Genomic DNA, 19,342 nt, shown 5'->3' on the forward strand with positions numbered 1-19,342 from the left:
AGAGCAGCTGACTTGTAATCAGCAGGTTATCGGTTCGAGTCCGATCGTCGGCTTAGGAACATGGATGGGTTCCCGAGTGGCCAAAGGGGGCAGACTGTAAATCTGTTAGCGACGCTTTCGAAGGTTCGAATCCTTCTCCATCCATTGATTGTTATCAACTGTGAAAGCAATTTATAACAATTATCAAAAAAAAATAATATCGCGGGGTGGAGCAGTCTGGTAGCTCGTCGGGCTCATAACCCGAAGGTCATAGGTTCAAATCCTATCCCCGCAACTCCAATCCAAAAGGATTGAAATTAAATAGGTATCATTTCAATGCCCAGATAGCTCAGTTGGTAGAGCAGAGGACTGAAAATCCTCGTGTCACTGGTTCGATTCCGGTTCTGGGCACTTGTTTTATGCTTTATTGGAACATAATGTCAAATGTATAAAACTATGGGATATTAGCTCAGTCGGTAGAGCACTTGACTTTTAATCAAGGTGTCCCGGGTTCGAATCCCGGATGTCTCAGTAATATGAGAAAGCTGTAAAATAATTGGACAATCCATTATTTTGCAGCTTTTTTTGTTTTTAAATTTTTTCTTTACCAAATAACTTACAGTTTATTCATATTTGAGTAGAACAAGTTTAAATATGAGTAGAATTCACTGATATGAAACAGTAGAATAAGAGAAAAGTCGGTATCCGTTATTAGTGAAAGAAAGGAGGTATTAAGGAGGTATTGAGACATCTCTTCGGAAAAAGTACAACTGTTTGATTAAATATAACATTTTATAAATTAAAAATAGAAGAATAATACATACTAAGTAGTAGACATTATATTAACTCTTTCTCACAAAGAAAAACAATCTTTAGAGTGGCAAAGTTATAGAATTCATCTAAATACACATTATATGTGCTATAATAAAGCTATGAAAGTATTGGAGATGATTTTATGACAAAAGAAACAGAACAACTTGTAAAGATTGTGAAGGAAAGTAACAATATTGTATTTTTTGGTGGAGCAGGTGTATCAACAGAATCAGGAATACCAGATTTTCGTTCAGAAAATGGCTTATATACGACAGGGCAAGGTAAAAAATATTCCCCAGAACAATTATTATCCCATAGTTTTTTTATGAGGCATACGCATCAATTTTTTTCGTATTATAAAAGCCATATGATTTATAAGGAAGCAAAACCCAATCCTGCACATTTTGCATTAGCTAAGCTAGAGGAACTAGGTAAGCTATCGGCAGTTATTACACAAAACATAGATAGTTTACATCAGATGGCAGGTAGTCAAATGGTGTATGAGCTCCATGGTTCTTCTAATAGAAACTATTGTATGAAATGTAGAAAAAGTTATAGTCTTGATCAAATAATGAATATGGATACTGTTCCAATTTGCACGGATTGCGGTGGTGTTATAAAACCTGATGTTGTTTTATATGAAGAGGAATTAAACCAGGCTATAATACAAAAAGCAATCGATGCGATTTTGAAGGCGGATACCATGATAGTTGGCGGTACCTCTCTTGTTGTATGGCCAGCTGCGAGTTTAATAGAGTATTTTCATGGAAAAAATCTAGTTCTAATTAATAAAAGTAATACAACTTATGATACAATAGCATCCTTAGTGATTCATGATTCTATTGGTGAGGTTTTAGATTCTGTTATTCAAAATATATAAATCTGAGTGGATAAACTATTCATTTATGATATCGTGTTTTTGGTAACATAGATAATAAGTAATGCAATTTTAAGTAGAAAGAACTCCACTACTTAAAGATTTTGCTATTTGTTATTAATAAATCCTTAAATTTCATAGAAATTAAGCAGATTTGTCATTGAGATATTTTCTATTACATGATAATATGAGTAAGGAATAATTAGGAATAACATAGTGTTGTAAGTTGAATAATGATTTATAATTCAGGAGGTATAAAAAATGAAATTTTTTATAGACACAGCGAATGTTGAAGAAATCAAAAAGGCAAATGACATGGGTGTTATTTGTGGTGTTACAACAAATCCATCATTAATTGCAAAAGAAGGTAGAGATTTTAAGGAAGTAATTACTGAGATTACTAATATTGTAGATGGTCCTATTAGTGGTGAAGTAAAAGCTACTACAGAGGATGCGGAATCTATGATTAAAGAAGGACGCGAGATTGCTAAAATTCATCCTAATATGGTAGTTAAAATTCCTATGACAGTTGAAGGGTTAAAGGCAACAAAAGTATTATCCTCAGAAGGAATTAAAACAAATGTTACTTTAGTATTTTCTGCAAATCAGGCATTATTAGCTGCTAGAGCAGGAGCAACATATGTTTCTCCTTTCTTAGGAAGACTCGATGATATTTCAACTCCAGGAATTGATTTAATTCGTACAATCTCAGAAATTTTCGAGATATATAATTTACCAACTGAGATTATTGCTGCAAGTGTAAGAAATCCAGTTCATATTACAGATTGTGCATTGGCGGGTGCGCACATTGCTACTGTTCCATATAACGTTATTGTTCAATGTACTAAACATCCATTAACGGATGCTGGTATTGAGAAGTTTAAAGCAGACTATAAAGCTGTATTAGGCGAATAATAATAAAATGAACAAAGCATAGTATTATCAAGGCGAAACGCCCATGCAAGATACGGAATGAGAATCATGTTCTTGTATTTAATGAAGGAGCAAAAGGACACCCTTTATCGGTGGTTAAGTCAGACTTCCGATAAGATATATTAATAGGAATGTATTTAGGAGGATATCACATGAATAACATTGACACAATGTCCATTAATGCGATCCGTGTATTAGCTGCGGATGCCGTACAGAAAGCAAAATCAGGTCATCCGGGATTACCACTTGGATGTGCAGCAATTGCTTATGATATTTGGGCAAATGAAATGAAGCATAATCCAGCAAACCCTGATTGGGCGAATCGAGATCGTTTCATATTATCTGGTGGACATGGATCTACGTTATTGTATTCCTTGTTACATTTATTTGGATATGGTTTAACCAAAGAAGATATGATGCAATTTCGTCAGTTAGATTCCCTTACACCTGGACATCCAGAGTATCGTCATACAAAGGGTGTTGAAGCTACAACAGGACCACTTGGTGCAGGTATGGCAATGGCTGTTGGTATGGCTATGGCTGAGGAACATTTAGCTGCAAAATTTAATAAAGAGAATTATCCAGTAATGGACCATTATACTTATGTACTCGGTGGAGACGGTTGTATGATGGAAGGTATCTCTTATGAAGCATTTTCTTTAGCTGGTACTTTAGGACTTTCCAAGTTAATTGTTTTCTATGATTCGAATAAGATTTCCATCGAAGGTGATACGGATATAGCATTTACCGAAGATGTTTTAAAACGTTTTGAAGCATTCCACTTCCAAACGATTGTTGTGGAAGATGGTAATAGCATAGAAGAAATCTCAAATGCGGTTAAAGCTGCTAAGGCTGATACAACTAGACCAAGTTTAATTTTATGTAAAACTCAGATTGGTTTTGGTTGTCCTGCAAAACAGGGTAAAGCAAGTGCACATGGAGAACCTCTTGGAGATGATAATGTAGTAGCATTAAAAGAAAATATTGGATGGACATCCACAGAACCTTTCTTTGTTCCAGAAGAAGTGTATGCTCACTACAACGAAATCGCATCGAAGAAGGCAGAAGATGAGGCTGCATGGAATAAGATGTTTGCAGAATACATTGCTGCTTATCCAGAAATGAAGGAAGCATGGGAGAAACAATTCGACCTTGATGTTGCAAAAGAATTACTAGATAATGAGGAATTCTGGTCATTTGACGATAAACCAGAAGCGACTAGAAACTTATCTGGTGTTATATTAAATAAATTAAAGAACCATGTACCAAGTTTAATTGGAGGTGCAGCAGACTTAGCTCCTTCGACAAAGACTTATTTAAAAGATGAAGGTGATTTCTCCAAAGACAATAGACTAGGAAGAAACCTCCACTTTGGTGTAAGAGAGCTTGCTATGGCAGCAATCGGTAATGGTATGGTGTTACATGGCTTACGCGCTTATGTATCTACCTTCTTTGTATTTAGTGACTATATGAAACCAATGGCAAGATTATCATCACTTATGAGAATACCGACAACTTTTGTTTGGACACATGATAGTATCGGTGTTGGTGAAGATGGCCCAACTCATGAGCCAATCGAACAGCTTGCAATGTATCGTGCAATGCCAAACTTCCATGTATTCCGTCCGGCAGATGCTACGGAAACAACTGCTGCTTGGTATAGCGCAGTAACTTCTAAGGAAACACCAACAGCTCTTGTATTAACAAGACAGAACCTACCACAGTTAGCGGGTTCATCAAAAGAAGCATTAAAGGGAGCTTATGTATTAGAAGATTCTAATAAGGAAACTCCAGATGCAATTATTATTGCAACTGGTTCTGAAGTTGAACTTGCTGTTGCAGCAAAGGCTGAGTTATTAAAAGAAGGCGTTGATGTACGTGTGGTTAGTATGCCATGTATGGACATCTTCGAAGAGCAGAGCAAAGAGTATAAAGAAAGCGTTCTACCAAGTGCAGTTCGTAAGAGAGTAGCAGTTGAAGCACTCATCGGATATGGCTGGGAGAAATATGTTGGTTTAGATGGTACAATCGTATCTATGAACGGATTTGGTGCATCTGCTCCAGCTACAACTTTATTCAAGAAGTTCGGATTTACTACTGAGAATGTAGTAACAGCGGTTAAATCTATTTTATAAAATAACTAATAACCTTTCAGGTGTATCTTGATTAAGTTAGTATGGTTATTGAAATCTTAGAAAATATATTCGTTTCTTATAAAAATTCAATACGGCTAATATAATTAAGGAAAAAAGAACTTGCAGTTATGATATGCAAGTTCTTTTTTAATTTTAGTATATTCTAATCCAAATCTAATTAACTTATCTATTGAAATAACCTTGTAGAATAGCTAAAATTAGGTTAGATTAAAGATAGTGTAGTTGTTATTTGGTTATTCAGTTTTTATTGAAATAGAGGAGGAGAAAAGTATGGCAAAGATATTAATTGTAGAGGATGAAGTTAAGATCGCTAGATTTGTAGAACTTGAACTTAAGTATGAGGGTTATACGGTTGATATAGCAAATGATGGTAGATCTGGCCTTGAAAAGGCATTAAAGCCAGATGTTGATCTAGTATTGTTAGACATTATGCTTCCAGGGTTAAGCGGCATCGAAGTATGTAGAAGAATACGTATGGATTCTCAGGTGCCAATTATTATGTTAACAGCGAAGGATGATGTAACTGATAAAGTAGCTGGACTTGATATGGGAGCTGATGATTATATGACGAAACCTTTTGCTATTGAGGAGCTTTTAGCTAGAATTCGTGTGGCGCTCAGCAGACATAGTAAGGGTACTGCAGAAGTAAAACAGGATGTTCTAACTCATGGTGAACTTAGATTAAATCTAACAAGTCATAGCGCTAATTATGGGGAGGACGATCTAATTCTTACAAAAAAAGAATATGAATTGCTAGAGTATTTAATGAGGAATAAAAATATAGCGCTAACAAGGGAACAATTATTAAATAATGTATGGGATTACGAATATTTTGGAGATACCAATGTAGTAGATGTATATATTCGTTACCTTAGACAAAAAATTGATGATAAATATGGCGTACATTTAATAAGTACAGTCCGAGGGGTGGGATATATAATTCGAGATGAAAAATAGAGCTGTTGAAAAGATACGTAGTGTATTAAAGAAAATTATACTACCATATCGGGAAAAAAAAGAAGCCATTTTTGGAGGAATACGACTCTCTATTACCAACCGAATTGCCATGAATTATTTGAAGCTATTAATTATTAATGGGTTTCTCTTCTTCTTTGTTTTTTCTATTCTTTATTTGAATATAGAAAAAGGAAGATATGAGGACATGGCAGAAGAAATTGTTGTAAATTTGGAGAATGATGGGGAATCTTTTGGTGCTGTGGTAAATCCTTATTCAAAACTAGGAGTTAATATGGTTTTGTATGAAGTGGACACGGGGCGAGAGGTATACAATGATGTTACCTACGATGTAAAAAATTTCGGACGAATCTTTCGATCAATTCATTATACAAAATCTAGCGATACTCATCGACTTATACTTGATGATGACATGGAATTTGTCCAAGGAGGAATACTATACCGAGCACAGTTTTATTATAATATGACGAAAGACTATAATCGTTTGTGGTCCTTGCTATGGAATATGTCAATCTTATATGTTTTAATCGTATTCTTTATTATTCTAGAAGGTAAGAAGGACAATGTTAAGCTTCTTCAGCCTATTCAATCCATGTCTGCAACAGTAAATCGCTTGACCGTGGGTAACCTTCACAGTGAGCGATTAAATGTGGAAGGAACGAAGAATGAACTAAAGGACTTAGCTATTGTTTTTAATAATATGCTAGACCGATTAGAGACATCATATGAAAGGCAGAAGCAATTTGTATCGGATGCTTCTCATGAACTTCGGACACCAATTGCGGTTATTCAAGGTTATATTAATATGTTAAGCAGATGGGGTTCCAAGGATCAAGAAATACTAGAGGAATCGATTGAAGCGATAAAAAATGAAGCGAAAGCGATGCAAGATTTAGTGGAAAAATTATTATTCCTATCAAGGCATGATAAGAAGACGCTAAAGCTAGAGAAGAAGATATTCAATATGAGACCAATCGTTGAGGAAATGGTAAAGGAAACTAAACTTGTGACTGCGAATCGATTAATCGAAGCACCTTTCCTTGAGGATGTTAATGTATATGGTGATAAGCAGGCTCTAAAACAGGCAATCAGGGTATTTATTGATAATGCAGTAAAATATACTCAGGATGGAGATACCATCCGAATCTATTGCCGTAACATTCGTGGTGACTGTATGATTGGCGTAGAGGATACCGGTATTGGTATGACAAGAAAAGATATGGATAATATTTTTAACCGATTTTATCGTTCTGATCATGTCCGTGATCGAAAGATTGAAGGTCATGGATTGGGATTATCCATTGCAAAGCTTATTATTATGAATCATACGGGTAGGATAAAGGTTCGTTCTCAGTATACTAAGGGAACAAGTTTTATCGTAACGATTCCAAGAATACGATACGATAGTTAATGAGTAGGACAGTAAAGTAACTAGATATTCACTTACTGTCCTTTTTTTGTTAATAAAAGTCTCTAAAAATGATTGAAGTGTGGATAAGTATATTATATTTCTCCTATATGATAGTAACAAAATAAAAATATAAAAGGGTATATACTAAGATAAGAGATATTAAAACAAGGGCGTAAAAACAAAAAAGTACTAATGCAAACACTAGCTCAATTTAAAGCTAGTATTTTGTATTAGCACCTTTTTTTATAACGATTGCTCAAATTTTTCTCATAGTTTGATTCTGCTATGGAAGTTAGGAAGTCAAATCATCCTATCAATAAAGTTTCAGATATTTTGACCTCCTTATGAAATCTATGCTATATTTTTAAACTGAGCCATATATAAGTTGTAGTAAGCTCCTTTCTTTTCAAGAAGCTCTGCGGCAGAACCAGATTCAATAATGCCACCATTATCAATAACAAAGATACGATCTGCTTTCTGTATGGTAGAAAGACGATGAGCTATAACAAAGGAGGTACGTCCTTTTAGCAATGCCTCGATTCCTTTTTGAACAAGAAGTTCTGTATGTGTATCAATACTAGAAGTTGCTTCATCTAATATTAAGATCTTAGGTTTTGATACCATGGTACGGGCAAAGGCTAATAGCTGTTTTTGACCAATAGATAAACCAGCACCACGCTCTTTTAGTTCCGTATCGTAACCTTTCTCCAATTTCATAATGAATTCGTGTGCATTTACCGCTTTCGCTGCAGCAATAATTTCTTCATCCGTAGCGTCAAGTTTACCATAACTTATATTTTCCTTGATTGTTCCAGTGAATAAGAAATTATCTTGAGTCATGACACCCATCTGTTCACGTAAGCTTTCAATGGATACCTTGGTTAGGTCATGGCCATCAATCTTTATAGTACCTTTTTGAATGTCATAAAATCTACTAATTAGGTTAATAATTGTTGTTTTACCAGCGCCGGTTGGGCCAACCAAAGCAATCGTTTCTCCAGGCTTAACATGGAAGCTGACGTCACGAAGGACATTGGTATCCTCATCATAAGAAAAGGAGACGTGCTTAAAGTCGATCTCACCCCGAACATTAGGCAGGGTATGGACATCTTTAGCATCACTAACATCTGGCTTTGTATCAAGAATTTCAAAGATACGTTCAGCTCCGGTAATATTTGTTATTAACTGATTATAAAAATTACTTAAGTTAAGAAGCGGATGCCAAAACATGGATATATAAGAACCAAACGCTACAATGGTACCAATATCAACACTTGGATCCTTTCCAATTAGATTTACACCTACAAGGAATAAAAATAGAGTAGCAAGTGCCCAGCATATATCAACGATTGGTCCGAAGGCATCTGCAAATCGTACTGCTGACATAAAAGAGTCACGATGCTCTTTTAATAACACGTCGAATTCCTCTTCTGTTTCATCTTCTGCTCCAAAACTTTGTATAATGCGCATTCCGGATATATCTTCATGAATGAAGGCATTGACGTTGGAACTTTTTTTCTTAAAAATCTGCCAACGTTTGTGAGCTCTTGTCTGAACTAACCATACACCAAATGCCATCAGTGGAAAACTACAAAGGGAAGCAAGAGCTAATTTATAGTTTTTCACAAACATAATAATGACAACAGAGCATATGGTTATGAAATCAGGTATTAAAGTAGTTACACTATTACTTAATACATCTTTCAGTGAGTTAACATCACCCATAATACGAGCAAGGATTTTACCGGTTGGTCTTGAGTCAAAGAATTTAAAACTTAAGGTTTGTATATGAGTGTAAAGTTCCTGACGTATTGTTACAAGTACGCTATTGGATAATTTGGACATAATGTACATTCGAAGCTTTACTAATATTACTAAAGTTATATTTAGTACAAGTGCAAAGATTCCAAGTTTAAATAATCCATCTATATTACCACGCTTGATATATTTATCAATTGCTGCTTCTATGATTAGGGGGTTGATCAAAGAAATGCTAATTGTACCACACATAATAAGTAATACAACAGCGATAGATTTCTTATAAACAAGCAGATAGCGATATAGTCTTAGCAGGGTATTTTTTTTCGAGGCTACGTGAAGACTTTCATCTTCCTTTATAGCATTCACAGCCATAGTTTCACGTCCTTTCGCTATGATAATTTATATTCATGACAAGGAAAAGTTCGCGAAGCTCACTTTTTCTTGTTTAAGCAGTATCACATCTGCTTGCAGATGTGATATGCAATGGGAGTTAGAATTAATAGTTACATGCAATTACCTCATTGGAGGATTCTAAATAGTCGCCATACTGCGCCATATAGGTATCATAATAGAGTCCTTTTTTTTGTAAAAGGTCGTTATGAGTTCCTCGTTCTGCGATGGTTCCATTTTCTAAGAAAATGATCTCATCTGCATTACGAACAGCACTGATTCTATGAGCGATGATGATCTTTGTGGTTCCATTTAAGGAATTTAAAGTTTCTTGTATCTGATGCTCTGTTTCCATATCAAGAGCAGAAGTAGAATCGTCAAGGACTAAGATAGGAGCCTTTTTGGCTATAGCTCTACCAATACTGATACGCTGCTTTTGACCACCCGACAGGCCGACGCCACGTTCCCCAATGATGGTTTCGTATTGTTCTTCCATCAGTTCAATAAAATCCGAAGCCTGTGCATGTTTCAGTGCATGCATGACTTCCTCCTCTTCCATTGACGTCTTCTTTCCAAGCTTAACGTTTTCATTTATGGAATCTGAGAATAGGAACACGTCTTGCATTACTAAAGAAACGCTTTTTCTTAGTTGGGTAAGACTTAAATCTTTGATATTTACGCCATCTATAAGTACTTCTCCTTGTTTTACATCATAAAACCTTTGAAGCACATTAATAATCGATGTCTTACCAGCGCCAGTTGCGCCCATAATACCAATTGTTTTTCCGGTAGACAAATGAAAATTGATATTATGAAGAATTTCTTTCCCATCTATTTCAAAATCTACATTACGAAATTCGATATCACCGGTGATATCATCAAGAGTGACAGGATTTTCAGGATTTTTAATACTAGGTTTTTCTGCAAAAATCTTCTTAATCTTCTTATTCGAAGCTACAGCAGAGGCAGCAGCGTTTGTCAGCCAGCCTATCATCTCCATTGGCCAGGTAATATTATTGCTATACTCAACAAAAGCGGCAAGTACACCAAGAGTAATTTCGCCCTGAATGGCTAAGTATCCACCATAGATAACAATGATCAATGGAAGAGCTCTGGTTATCAACTGAAATAATGGCTGATAACGAGTGAGTACTTTTGATTGGCTCATATTCAAATCATAATAACGTTTGTTATGTGATAAGAACTTCTGAATTTCAAATTTTTCACGAGCAAATGCTTTTACTGTTCGAACACCTGCAAGATTTTCTTGTGCGATGGTATTGAGGGTTGCATTTTGTTCACTGATTTCTTCATAAATTCCACCAAGTTTTCTCTCCAATAGAAATGCTAAGATTGCAACTATTGGCATTGCTATTACTGGAATTAGAAACAATTTTTTATTTAGGTGGAACATGCAATATAAGATAATACTGGTATGAACGATTACCTCTATTAATAACATACTTACGTAGTTAAAGGCATCCCAGATACGATCAACATCGTCTTTTACACGGGACATAAGTTCACCAGTGTTATTTTTATCAAAAAAATCTACTGACAGTGTTTGTATATGACGAAATAGTTTGCTTCTTAAATCAGCAGATATTTTGGAGCTGACAGAATCAAAGTTGTATTCTTTTAAATATCCAAAGATACAACGACCTACACCAATAAGAAAAACAACAATAAGTAGCGGTGCAAGTTGGTCTCGTTCCCCTTTTCCAATAACATCATCAATAATTCGCATAGTTATCTGTGGATTTAGCATATCTAAGCCTACGGTTAAGAAAATGCAAAAGATTGCAAAGGCATAACGATACCAGTATTTTTTTAAATAGTGTGAGATTTTCATAAGGTGTCTCTCCTCCTTACACACCTATATTAGGTTTTTAATTACAAATTGGGTAAAGAAAGGACTGTTCCATTTCTGTCAAGGGTGCTGATCCAGACAGAAAAGTGACTTGCGCACGACAAAGGATATGGTTTTTCACAGGTGAAACCATTTTAAAGACAAAAAAAGCCGTGGCAAGATACCACGGCATTCATTCTAAGATATAATAATACTATAGACGTATACCGGAGGTAGTCCCGCATGATTTAATTGTGTTATTAAACATTCCAAAGTTATTAATTTTATTACTCATGAATTCTTACCTCACTTTCTTTATTATTTCCATAGATTGAGTAATTCTATGGATGTAATTATGGTTACTTTAGAAGTATATTCCAGTATTAGGAGAATGTCAACCCTAAAATTTATATTTTTTTAATTTTTATGTAAAAATTTTTCGACTCAATCATTTTCTTTAGGTATATAACTTCTTTATTTTACTGGCTTTTCACGTGGTATATCTACTATATTGATACATATGTAATAATTATGAAAAAGATACTTATGTCATTATGACTAAGATTAACAAAATATTAAAGATACATTAAGTCTTAAAAACTTCAAAAATTGTTCATAATTTCATGTTATAATAAAGTTATTGAAATGGATAAAAGACAATTAATTTTTAAATTAATCATACAAATATGAAAAAATGCCAGATGGATACATAGTGTAATATTATTGAAACAAAAAGCACGTTTCAATAATCAAAGGTATTATTGAAACAGAAAGCACGTTTCAATAATCAATGGTATTATCGAAACAGAAAGCACGTTTCAATAATCAATGGTATTATCGAAACAGAAACATGTTTCAATAATCAAGTGAAAAACCACACCTTTTATGTGAAATAGCTGTGCAGTTTCTCATAAGTTATTGAAACAGGAAACATGTTTTAATAATCAGAAGGTATTATGTAAAGGAATAGGTGACAAATATGGAATTGCCAATGTTTTATGGTCAAGGCGAGGAATGGAATCGAGCTCTTTTGTTATATGATGCGGCTCTTAAGGAAGTAAATACAAAACTAGAAATATTAAACAATGAATTTAAATTGGCACATCAGTATAATCCAATTGAACATATTACTTCAAGAATTAAATCTCCACAAAGTATTGCGAAAAAAATTCGTCATAATAATATGGAGCTTACCGGTGAAAATATAGTAAAATACATTAATGATGTAGCCGGTATACGTATTATATGTTCTTTTACATCGGATATCTATCGAATTGCGGATTTGATTCGTAAACAAAGTGATGTAAAAGTACTAAAAATTAAGGATTATATTACAAATCCAAAGCCTAACGGTTATATGAGCTATCATATGATTGTAACAGTACCAATATTTTTATCACAGGAAGTAGTTGAAACAAAAGTTGAGATTCAGATTCGAACAATAGCGATGGATTTCTGGGCAAGCCTAGAACATAAGATGTATTACAAATTTGAAGGAAATGCACCTTCCCACATAACAAGAGAGTTAAAAGAATGTGCTGACATTGTTTCGTTTTTAGATCAGAAAATGCTAGCAATTAATGAGGAAATAAAAACATATAGTGATGATACGATGGATCATTATCGTGATATTGTTTCTGGTATGTTCCATAGTAAAATCAAGGACTCTTATGGAAGCATTGTGGAAGATAATATCGCTGAGGAAAAAGTAGCAGAAAAGAATGCGCCAAAAGAGGTAAAGGCGATTGAACAAAAAGAAGTTATTATTGATAATGACATAAATGCATATAGTGAGATGGTAAGTGCATTGCAAGAAAAAGCGTTAAAGTCTAAAACGAGTGACAAGGTACCATTCTCCTTATTTGGAAGTAATAAGCGTAAAAAACAAGAGATGAAAGCGAATGCTCAATAAGATAACAAAGATTAGGTAAGATTAAATCAAAGGATTCTTTTTAAATAAAACTTTTAGTCTTAGACTATAAATTATACACTAAAAAAAGATGGGTACAAACGAAGTAGTTCCGTGGAAAGCATGATAGCTTCCTCTAGGGGTATTTTCGTTTGTACCCATTTTCATTGGGTTAAGATTTACTAGCGTTCTACTATATTTTGATATATAGAATAATAGTGCATCTTATGTTAACTAAAACTTAAAGTTTTTTAATAAGTCTCCTAATCCAGTAGTCGCTTGTTCTCCTGTACTATACTCCGCTGGTGCATCGGCTGCATCATCAAGAACCTCTTCTACATCAGAGACTGCTTTTATACTTAGGCTGATTTTACCGTCTTTAACATCTAAAACCTTAACGTTCACTTCTTGGCCTTCTTTTAACACCTCTGCAGGTGATTTAATCCGCTTACCACAAATTTGAGAAATATGAACAAGTCCAGAAAGACCTTCTCCAATTGTAACAAATGCACCAAATGGCATAAGCTTATCAACAATACCAGTTGTTACAATGCCTTTTTGCACTTGGGATATTTTATGGGATTTTTCTTTTGCTTCTTCTTCTCTTAATACTTCTTTTGCGGATAAAACAAGTTTATTCGCTTCTTTATCAGCAGTTACTACGATTACTTTTAATTCTTTTCCCACAAAGGTAGATACATCTTCAACATATGAGAGGCTTAACATTGAGGCAGGAATAAATGCACGAATACCTTCTAAATAAGTTACAACACCGCTATTTACCGCATTTGATACCTTCACAGTGGAAACAGTGCGTTCTGTCATCATAGTTTTTAACTTTTCCCAAGATAAGATATCATCTGCCTTTTTCTTTGATAGAAGTAGATTACCTTCCTTATCCTCTGATAGTATCATTGCAGTAATTTCCTCTCCGATGGTAACATCCGCTTTGATTGAAAAACGAGGATCGTTACTCAATTCTTCTAGCTTAATGATACCCTCTGAAGAATAAGATAAGTCTACAGTAACTTCAGTGTCAGAGATACCGATTATGGTACCTTTCACAAGGTCACCCTCTGTAAGACGCTTTAAGGAATGTTCCAGTTCCGTTTTAAAATCATCCATGGTTAAATTAGTTTCGTCCATTTTTTTCACCTCATTTATTTTGTGTAGTTTGGCCGTATTTTGCTTCTATTATACTGCAAAAGTATGACAAACCCGATATTTTTAGTATAGCATGGTTGTTCCAAAGAAACAATGGCTTACTTAATTATTGCTATTTGGTGTATAATAGGATGGAAGCTGAGTTTTAAATTAAGCGCTGTGCTACAAAACGTATTATACCCAAAATCAGAGCAGAAATGAGGGAAATTATGAGTGCATTTATAAGTGATATTAACAACTTTTTAGGAAATGGAAAATGTAATGAGGAAGGAAAATCCTTAGAAAAATTTTTGATGGAGTATGATCCTAATAAATATCAAAATCCGTCTGTGACAGCAGATATTTTGGTTTTTCAAAAGCCGGAAAATATTTATGACCTTCATAAAGATTTAAAGCTTTTATTGATTCAAAGAAAAAATCATCCTTGCATAGGATGGTGGGCCCTACCAGGAGGATTTGTTGAAATCCATGAGGATATAGATAAGGCAGCAGCGAGAGAACTTCTGGAGGAGACAGGGCTTAGCGATATCCCTATGGAACAAATCTATACCTTTGGAAAGCAGGATAGAGATCCAAGAACTAGAATAGTAACAGTAGCATATCTAGCACTCTTAGAATTAAATCAAAAAGTAGAGGCTGGAGATGATGCAGCAGAAGCAGAATGGTTTTCGGTAAGCATTAAGAAGGAATTCGAAGAATTATTAGAGGAAGATAATATTATAGCAAAGCATAAGAGAAAAAGAGAACGCTACCATATCGAGGTTATCTGTGAGAAAAATCACGACATAAAGGCAGAAGCTAGCGTGGATTATTTTTGTAATGTTGATACTCTATTGTTACAAGAGGATTACGAGGTTATTCGTAGTAATGGAATTGCATTTGACCACCCTGTATTTATCTTAAGAGCATGCCAGTTATTGTGGAAGAGGATGTAAAGGGAAGGGTACTAAAGAAAAAGAAAGTACTTGTAAAGGGAATAGCTTAAGACATCTTTATATAACAGAGATAAATGTTAATTGATAAAACATATAATAAAGTTAATTGATAAAAAAATATGATAAAGTTAATTGATAAAAAAATATTGACATCATCTGATTAGAGGACTATGATAACAAGGTTTTTAGTTTTATTATAATTCAAATGACAAAGATAGGAGGAACATATGCAATTATTAGTATTAATTCTAAAAAAGTATGAATTTATGGACGAATTATTAAAACATTTGGCTAAGTCTGGTATAAAGGGAGCTACGATTCTAGATGGAACCGGTATGGCAGAGGCCCTTGTAAATATGGAAGATTTGCCAATGTTCGGAGTTCTAAGGCGTATGCTTTCGGAAGAAGAGAAAGAAGTAAGTAAGGTCATGTTAATTGTCTTAAAGGACGAACAGGTTATTATGACAAGATCGATAATCAAAGATGTAATTGGAGATTTAAGAGAGCCTAATACAGGTATAATGTTCTCGATACCGATCACTTACGTGGAAGGGCTTGGTGATTAATTGTGTATCAAACTTACTTATACCTAGCATTTTCATTATTCTTAGCCCTGATTGCAGGGAAAATCGTAAAACAAATCAAGATGCCAAATGTAACAGGCTATCTAATCATGGGTCTTATCGCTGGTCCTTATTGTCTTAATTTAATTCCGTTAGATATGATTGAGACATTTTCTTTTATTCCTGAGGTTGCTTTAGGGTTTATAGCATTCTCCATTGGTTCCGAATTCAAATTATCCTATTTAAAAAAGGTTGGAAAATCGCCGATAATCATTGCTTTTCTAGAAGCATTTATGGCAGTCCTATTTGTTGATGTAATTTTAATTGCAACCGGTCATGATATACCGTTTAGTTTAGTACTAGGTGCAATTGCTGCAGCCACTGCTCCTGCTGCGACCTTAATGGTTGTTAAGCAGTATAAAGCGAAGGGGCCAGTTACTGATACCTTATTACCTGTTGTTGCTATTGATGATGCAGCGGCTTTAATGTGCTATGGATTATCGGTTGCCGTAGCAAAAGCAATTAGTTCGAATGGACAAAGTTCTATTATAACCACGATCACAAAACCAGTGATTGAGATTCTTGGAGCTTTGGCCATCGGTGCGGTTCTTGGATTAACTTTTTCATTTTTGGCTAAGTGGTATACAGGTCGTGGCAATCGTTTAGCGATTACATTTGCCATGATTTTTATTTGCATCGGTGTTTGCGATTGGCTTGGGTGGTCTGCATTACTTGCGTGTATGGCAATGAGTGCAGTTTTAGTAAATACAAGTAGCGCAAGTGAAGTTATATTTAATCAAACGGATCGTATCACACCTCCGATTTTTATGTTATTTTTCTTCCTATCCGGAGCAGAACTTGATATGAGAGTTATACCAACGGTTGGCGTCATCGGTATTTTATATATTGTCTTCCGTGTACTTGGGAAAGTCGTAGGCGCGTCTCTTGGTGCTAAATTAACACATGCAGTACCGAACGTTCAGAAGTATTTGGGATTCACGTTGATACCTCAGGCAGGTGTTGCAATTGGTTTGGCAACAACTTCAATGACAATAGTTCCAGAGTATGGAGCTAAGATACGAACTGTTATTCTTTGTGGTACTGTAATTTATGAGTTAACAGGCCCTATCATTACAAAGATAGCCCTTAAAAAAGCAGGGGAAATTCAGTAGATTACTTCATATAGAAAGGCATTGCCTTGCTTTCCTACGCGGTCAATGGTATTCATATGATATAAAATATTAAGAGCTGTGGAGGCAATTCCTTGAGAAACCCCTGCAGCTTTTTTATAATCTTTTGTAGTAAATTGTTTTGGCAGGTTAGCAGGTAATAGTTTATGATAATCATCCTTATTTGCGATAACCATTTCATCAAAAAGCGCAACAGGAATACCATCATTTCGAGTGGAACCTTTTTTCTTATCCTTACTCCAACCATTTAGTAATCGATACTCCTCCACATCCATGGAGATAATATTAAGACGAAGATTCGGATTTTTCAGGTAATCCTTAATCTGATAAAGTTCAGGAAAAATCTGATATGCAACTCCTGTTTTTGGAGATTTTCTTGGCTTTGATACTTCACCGGTTTCTTCATTTACCCAACTTAACCATTTGGTATGAGCAATCGGATAAACGATAGTTACCTCATATTCAGGAAGATAAGCTTCTAGTTTTCTACGCAATGTATAAAAGTGTCTGGTTTGAATTTCTATGATATGATCCTCTATTAAAATATCAGCCACAAAGTTTTTCACCTTCTGCTCATGACAGGATGCATCTGGTGAATAATAATGCTTTAGGACAGCATGAATTGTCTTTTCACTTAAAGTACCAATTCCATTACCTTGCAGGGCTTGGTCAATGACGAGGGAGCAGGAGGTTTGAAATAATTCTTGTTTCATGGTAGAATATCCTCTCAATATAATAAGAATAGAATACCTTAGTTTGCTTTTGGATGCAATAAGAATGGTTGAGTTCAAATGGAATTATTTAGTGAGTGTTTAAATAAGAGATGAGATTTCTATCATCGAATCAATGCGATTTCCTCTATACAGGTATAAAAATGTAGGGTATAGTATTAGATAGGAAAATTAACCTTTGAGTAAATTAAAAAACGCATCACGCTATGTTTCATTACACTTATTAATTTGTGTGCTTAGGTATTAAAATAGACTCTTATTGTAGTTTATAATGATAAAATAACGAAAAATTAAGAGATATCGATGTATCTGAAGAAGGAAATATTATAATAAATATAAATAACAGGAGGATCATAATGAGAGAAAAAGAGATTGCAGGAGAATTACTTTCCTATATAAAAAAAGCAGCATCACCTTATCATGCGGTATTAGAAGGTATTACTATGCTTGAGGAGGCAGGCTTTATAGAGCTTGACTTTCGTAAGACTTTTTGTTTAAAGCCAGGAGGGAAATATTATACAAAGCCTTTTGGAACTACCTTATTTGCATTTACCATTGGTAATCAGGTTACAAATACACAACAGTTTCGTCTAGCTTCTGCACATACGGATCATCCTTGCCTTCATGTAAAACCTACAGCAGAGTTAACAAGTAAAGGATATTTACGAGTTAATACAGAGATTTACGGTGGTCCAATTCTAAATACTTGGCTTGATCGCCCACTTTCTATTGCTGGTAGAGTTGCACTTAAGAGTGAGAATCCATTTGCTCCAGCAACCAAAGTAATTCGTGTAGATAAGCCGTTCTTAACAATTCCTAACCTTGCAATTCATATGAACAAAGAGGTAAATAAGGGTGTAGAATTAATGAGGCAGACGGATATGCTTCCATTGATGGGTGTTTTAAATGATACATTAAATGAAAAATCTTATTTTATAGAATTTCTAGCAAAAGAGCTTCAAGTTGAGGCTAGCGATATTTTAGATTTTGACCTTTATGTATATTGTGCTGAGGACGGATTGCTACTTGGTATGAACGAAGAGTTTATTCAGAGTCCAAGATTAGATAATCTTACTTCCTGCCATGCACTACTTCGTGGTATGATTGATGGAAATCGTGAGGATGGTATCAATATTATCGGTTTATTTGATAATGAGGAAATTGGAAGTGAAACAAAGCAGGGAGCAGATTCTGCATTGTTTTCCATGTTCCTTGAGAAGATTTATCAGGCATTAGGTTATGATAGAGCTGCATTAAATGATTCTATTTTAAGCAGTTTTCTCATCTCTATGGATGTGGCTCATGCTCTTCATCCAAGTAAGACAGATAAATATGATCCAGTGAATTATGCGCTAATGAATGATGGCGTAGTATTTAAGATTAGCGGAAATCAGCGTTACACCTTTGATACAGAAGCGATTGCATCCATGGTTATGCTATGCGACAAATACAATATTCCTTATAAGAAATTTGTGAATCATTCGGATGTGATCGGTGGTGGAACAATGGGACCGATTATCTCTTCTTGGCTACCAATGAAAACTGTAGATATTGGTATTCCAATGCTTGCGATGCACTCTGCTAGAGAACTTATGGGTATCAAAGATCAGAAGGCATTAGTTGACCTTGCTACCGCATTCTTTACGGAATAGATAACAGGAACTTACTTTAGTTTTCCTTATAATAATCTCTAAATCCCATGATAT

13 protein-coding genes, 4 tRNA genes and 1 pseudogene are annotated in these 19,342 nt (G+C 34.8%); 14 read left to right on the plus strand and 4 right to left on the minus strand.

Annotated features, from left to right (window positions below):
* The first annotated feature begins 62 nt into the window (after positions 1-62).
* The 9 genes from RTP52_RS17020 to RTP52_RS17060 all read left to right on the plus strand — a co-directional run bounded on the left by RTP52_RS17020 (position 63) and on the right by RTP52_RS17060 (position 7,144).
* Positions 63-144: transfer RNA gene (locus tag RTP52_RS17020), tRNA-Tyr, on the plus strand.
* A 56-nt stretch (positions 145-200) separates the two neighbouring features.
* Positions 201-274: transfer RNA gene (locus RTP52_RS17025), tRNA-Met, on the plus strand.
* A gap of 43 nt (positions 275-317) precedes the next feature.
* Positions 318-390, plus strand: a tRNA-Phe gene (locus tag RTP52_RS17030).
* Positions 391-437: 47 nt separating this feature from the next.
* Positions 438-510: transfer RNA gene (locus RTP52_RS17035), tRNA-Lys, on the plus strand.
* A gap of 424 nt (positions 511-934) precedes the next feature.
* Complete coding sequence (locus tag RTP52_RS17040) at positions 935-1,672, plus strand: NAD-dependent protein deacylase (protein ID WP_312372647.1); 738 nt, start codon at positions 935-937, stop codon at positions 1,670-1,672.
* Between the two features lie 258 nt (positions 1,673-1,930).
* The gene (gene fsa, locus RTP52_RS17045) at positions 1,931-2,584 is read left to right on the plus strand and encodes a fructose-6-phosphate aldolase (RefSeq protein WP_312372649.1); all 654 of its coding nucleotides are present in this window, start codon (positions 1,931-1,933) and stop codon (positions 2,582-2,584) included.
* Positions 2,585-2,754: 170 nt separating this feature from the next.
* The gene (gene tkt / locus RTP52_RS17050; RefSeq protein WP_312372650.1) at positions 2,755-4,737 is read left to right on the plus strand and encodes a transketolase; all 1,983 of its coding nucleotides are present in this window, start codon (positions 2,755-2,757) and stop codon (positions 4,735-4,737) included.
* 291 nt (positions 4,738-5,028) lie between these two features.
* Positions 5,029-5,715 (plus strand): response regulator transcription factor, encoded by a 687-nt coding sequence (locus tag RTP52_RS17055; protein WP_312105415.1) that lies wholly within the window; start codon positions 5,029-5,031, stop codon positions 5,713-5,715.
* Positions 5,705-7,144 (plus strand): sensor histidine kinase, encoded by a 1,440-nt coding sequence (locus RTP52_RS17060; RefSeq protein ID WP_312372652.1) that lies wholly within the window; start codon positions 5,705-5,707, stop codon positions 7,142-7,144. The genes RTP52_RS17055 and RTP52_RS17060 overlap by 11 nt, the downstream gene beginning before the upstream one ends.
* A gap of 351 nt (positions 7,145-7,495) precedes the next feature.
* On the opposite strand, the gene RTP52_RS17065 is transcribed toward RTP52_RS17060, so the two are convergent.
* Complete coding sequence (locus tag RTP52_RS17065; protein WP_312372653.1) at positions 7,496-9,277, minus strand: ABC transporter ATP-binding protein; 1,782 nt, start codon at positions 9,275-9,277, stop codon at positions 7,496-7,498.
* A gap of 124 nt (positions 9,278-9,401) precedes the next feature.
* Positions 9,402-11,147 (minus strand): ABC transporter ATP-binding protein, encoded by a 1,746-nt coding sequence (locus RTP52_RS17070; protein ID WP_312105407.1) that lies wholly within the window; start codon positions 11,145-11,147, stop codon positions 9,402-9,404.
* A gap of 976 nt (positions 11,148-12,123) precedes the next feature.
* Here RTP52_RS17070 and RTP52_RS17075 point away from each other — a divergent pair.
* Positions 12,124-12,738, plus strand: a pseudogene (locus tag RTP52_RS17075) (GTP pyrophosphokinase); the annotation flags it as partial.
* A gap of 549 nt (positions 12,739-13,287) precedes the next feature.
* Here the strand turns inward: RTP52_RS17075 and RTP52_RS17080 are convergent.
* Positions 13,288-14,199: a S1 RNA-binding domain-containing protein gene (locus tag RTP52_RS17080; RefSeq protein ID WP_312105404.1), complete on the minus strand. Its 912-nt coding sequence runs from the start codon at positions 14,197-14,199 to the stop codon at positions 13,288-13,290.
* A gap of 227 nt (positions 14,200-14,426) precedes the next feature.
* Between RTP52_RS17080 and RTP52_RS17085 the strand changes: the two genes are divergently transcribed.
* The 3 genes from RTP52_RS17085 (at position 14,427) to RTP52_RS17095 (ending at position 16,887) form a co-directional block, all read left to right on the plus strand.
* Entirely contained in the window at positions 14,427-15,152 is a 726-nt protein-coding gene (locus tag RTP52_RS17085; protein WP_312372654.1) for an NUDIX hydrolase, read from the plus strand.
* A gap of 227 nt (positions 15,153-15,379) precedes the next feature.
* Positions 15,380-15,718, plus strand: a complete 339-nt coding sequence (locus RTP52_RS17090; protein WP_312105398.1) for a hypothetical protein — start codon at positions 15,380-15,382, stop codon at positions 15,716-15,718.
* Positions 15,719-15,720: 2 nt separating this feature from the next.
* Positions 15,721-16,887 (plus strand): cation:proton antiporter, encoded by a 1,167-nt coding sequence (locus RTP52_RS17095; RefSeq protein ID WP_312105396.1) that lies wholly within the window; start codon positions 15,721-15,723, stop codon positions 16,885-16,887.
* On the opposite strand, the gene RTP52_RS17100 is transcribed toward RTP52_RS17095, so the two are convergent.
* Positions 16,881-17,618 (minus strand): hypothetical protein, encoded by a 738-nt coding sequence (locus RTP52_RS17100; protein ID WP_312372655.1) that lies wholly within the window; start codon positions 17,616-17,618, stop codon positions 16,881-16,883. The genes RTP52_RS17095 and RTP52_RS17100 overlap by 7 nt on opposite strands.
* 374 nt (positions 17,619-17,992) lie before the next feature.
* On the opposite strand from RTP52_RS17100, the gene RTP52_RS17105 reads away from it, so the two are divergent.
* The gene (locus RTP52_RS17105; protein WP_312372657.1) at positions 17,993-19,288 is read left to right on the plus strand and encodes a M18 family aminopeptidase; all 1,296 of its coding nucleotides are present in this window, start codon (positions 17,993-17,995) and stop codon (positions 19,286-19,288) included.
* Positions 19,289-19,342 lie beyond the last annotated feature (54 nt).

Source organism: Lachnoclostridium sp. (assembly GCF_031997925.1).
In the GTDB taxonomy this organism is placed as follows: Bacteria; Bacillota; Clostridia; order Lachnospirales; family Lachnospiraceae; genus Lachnoclostridium.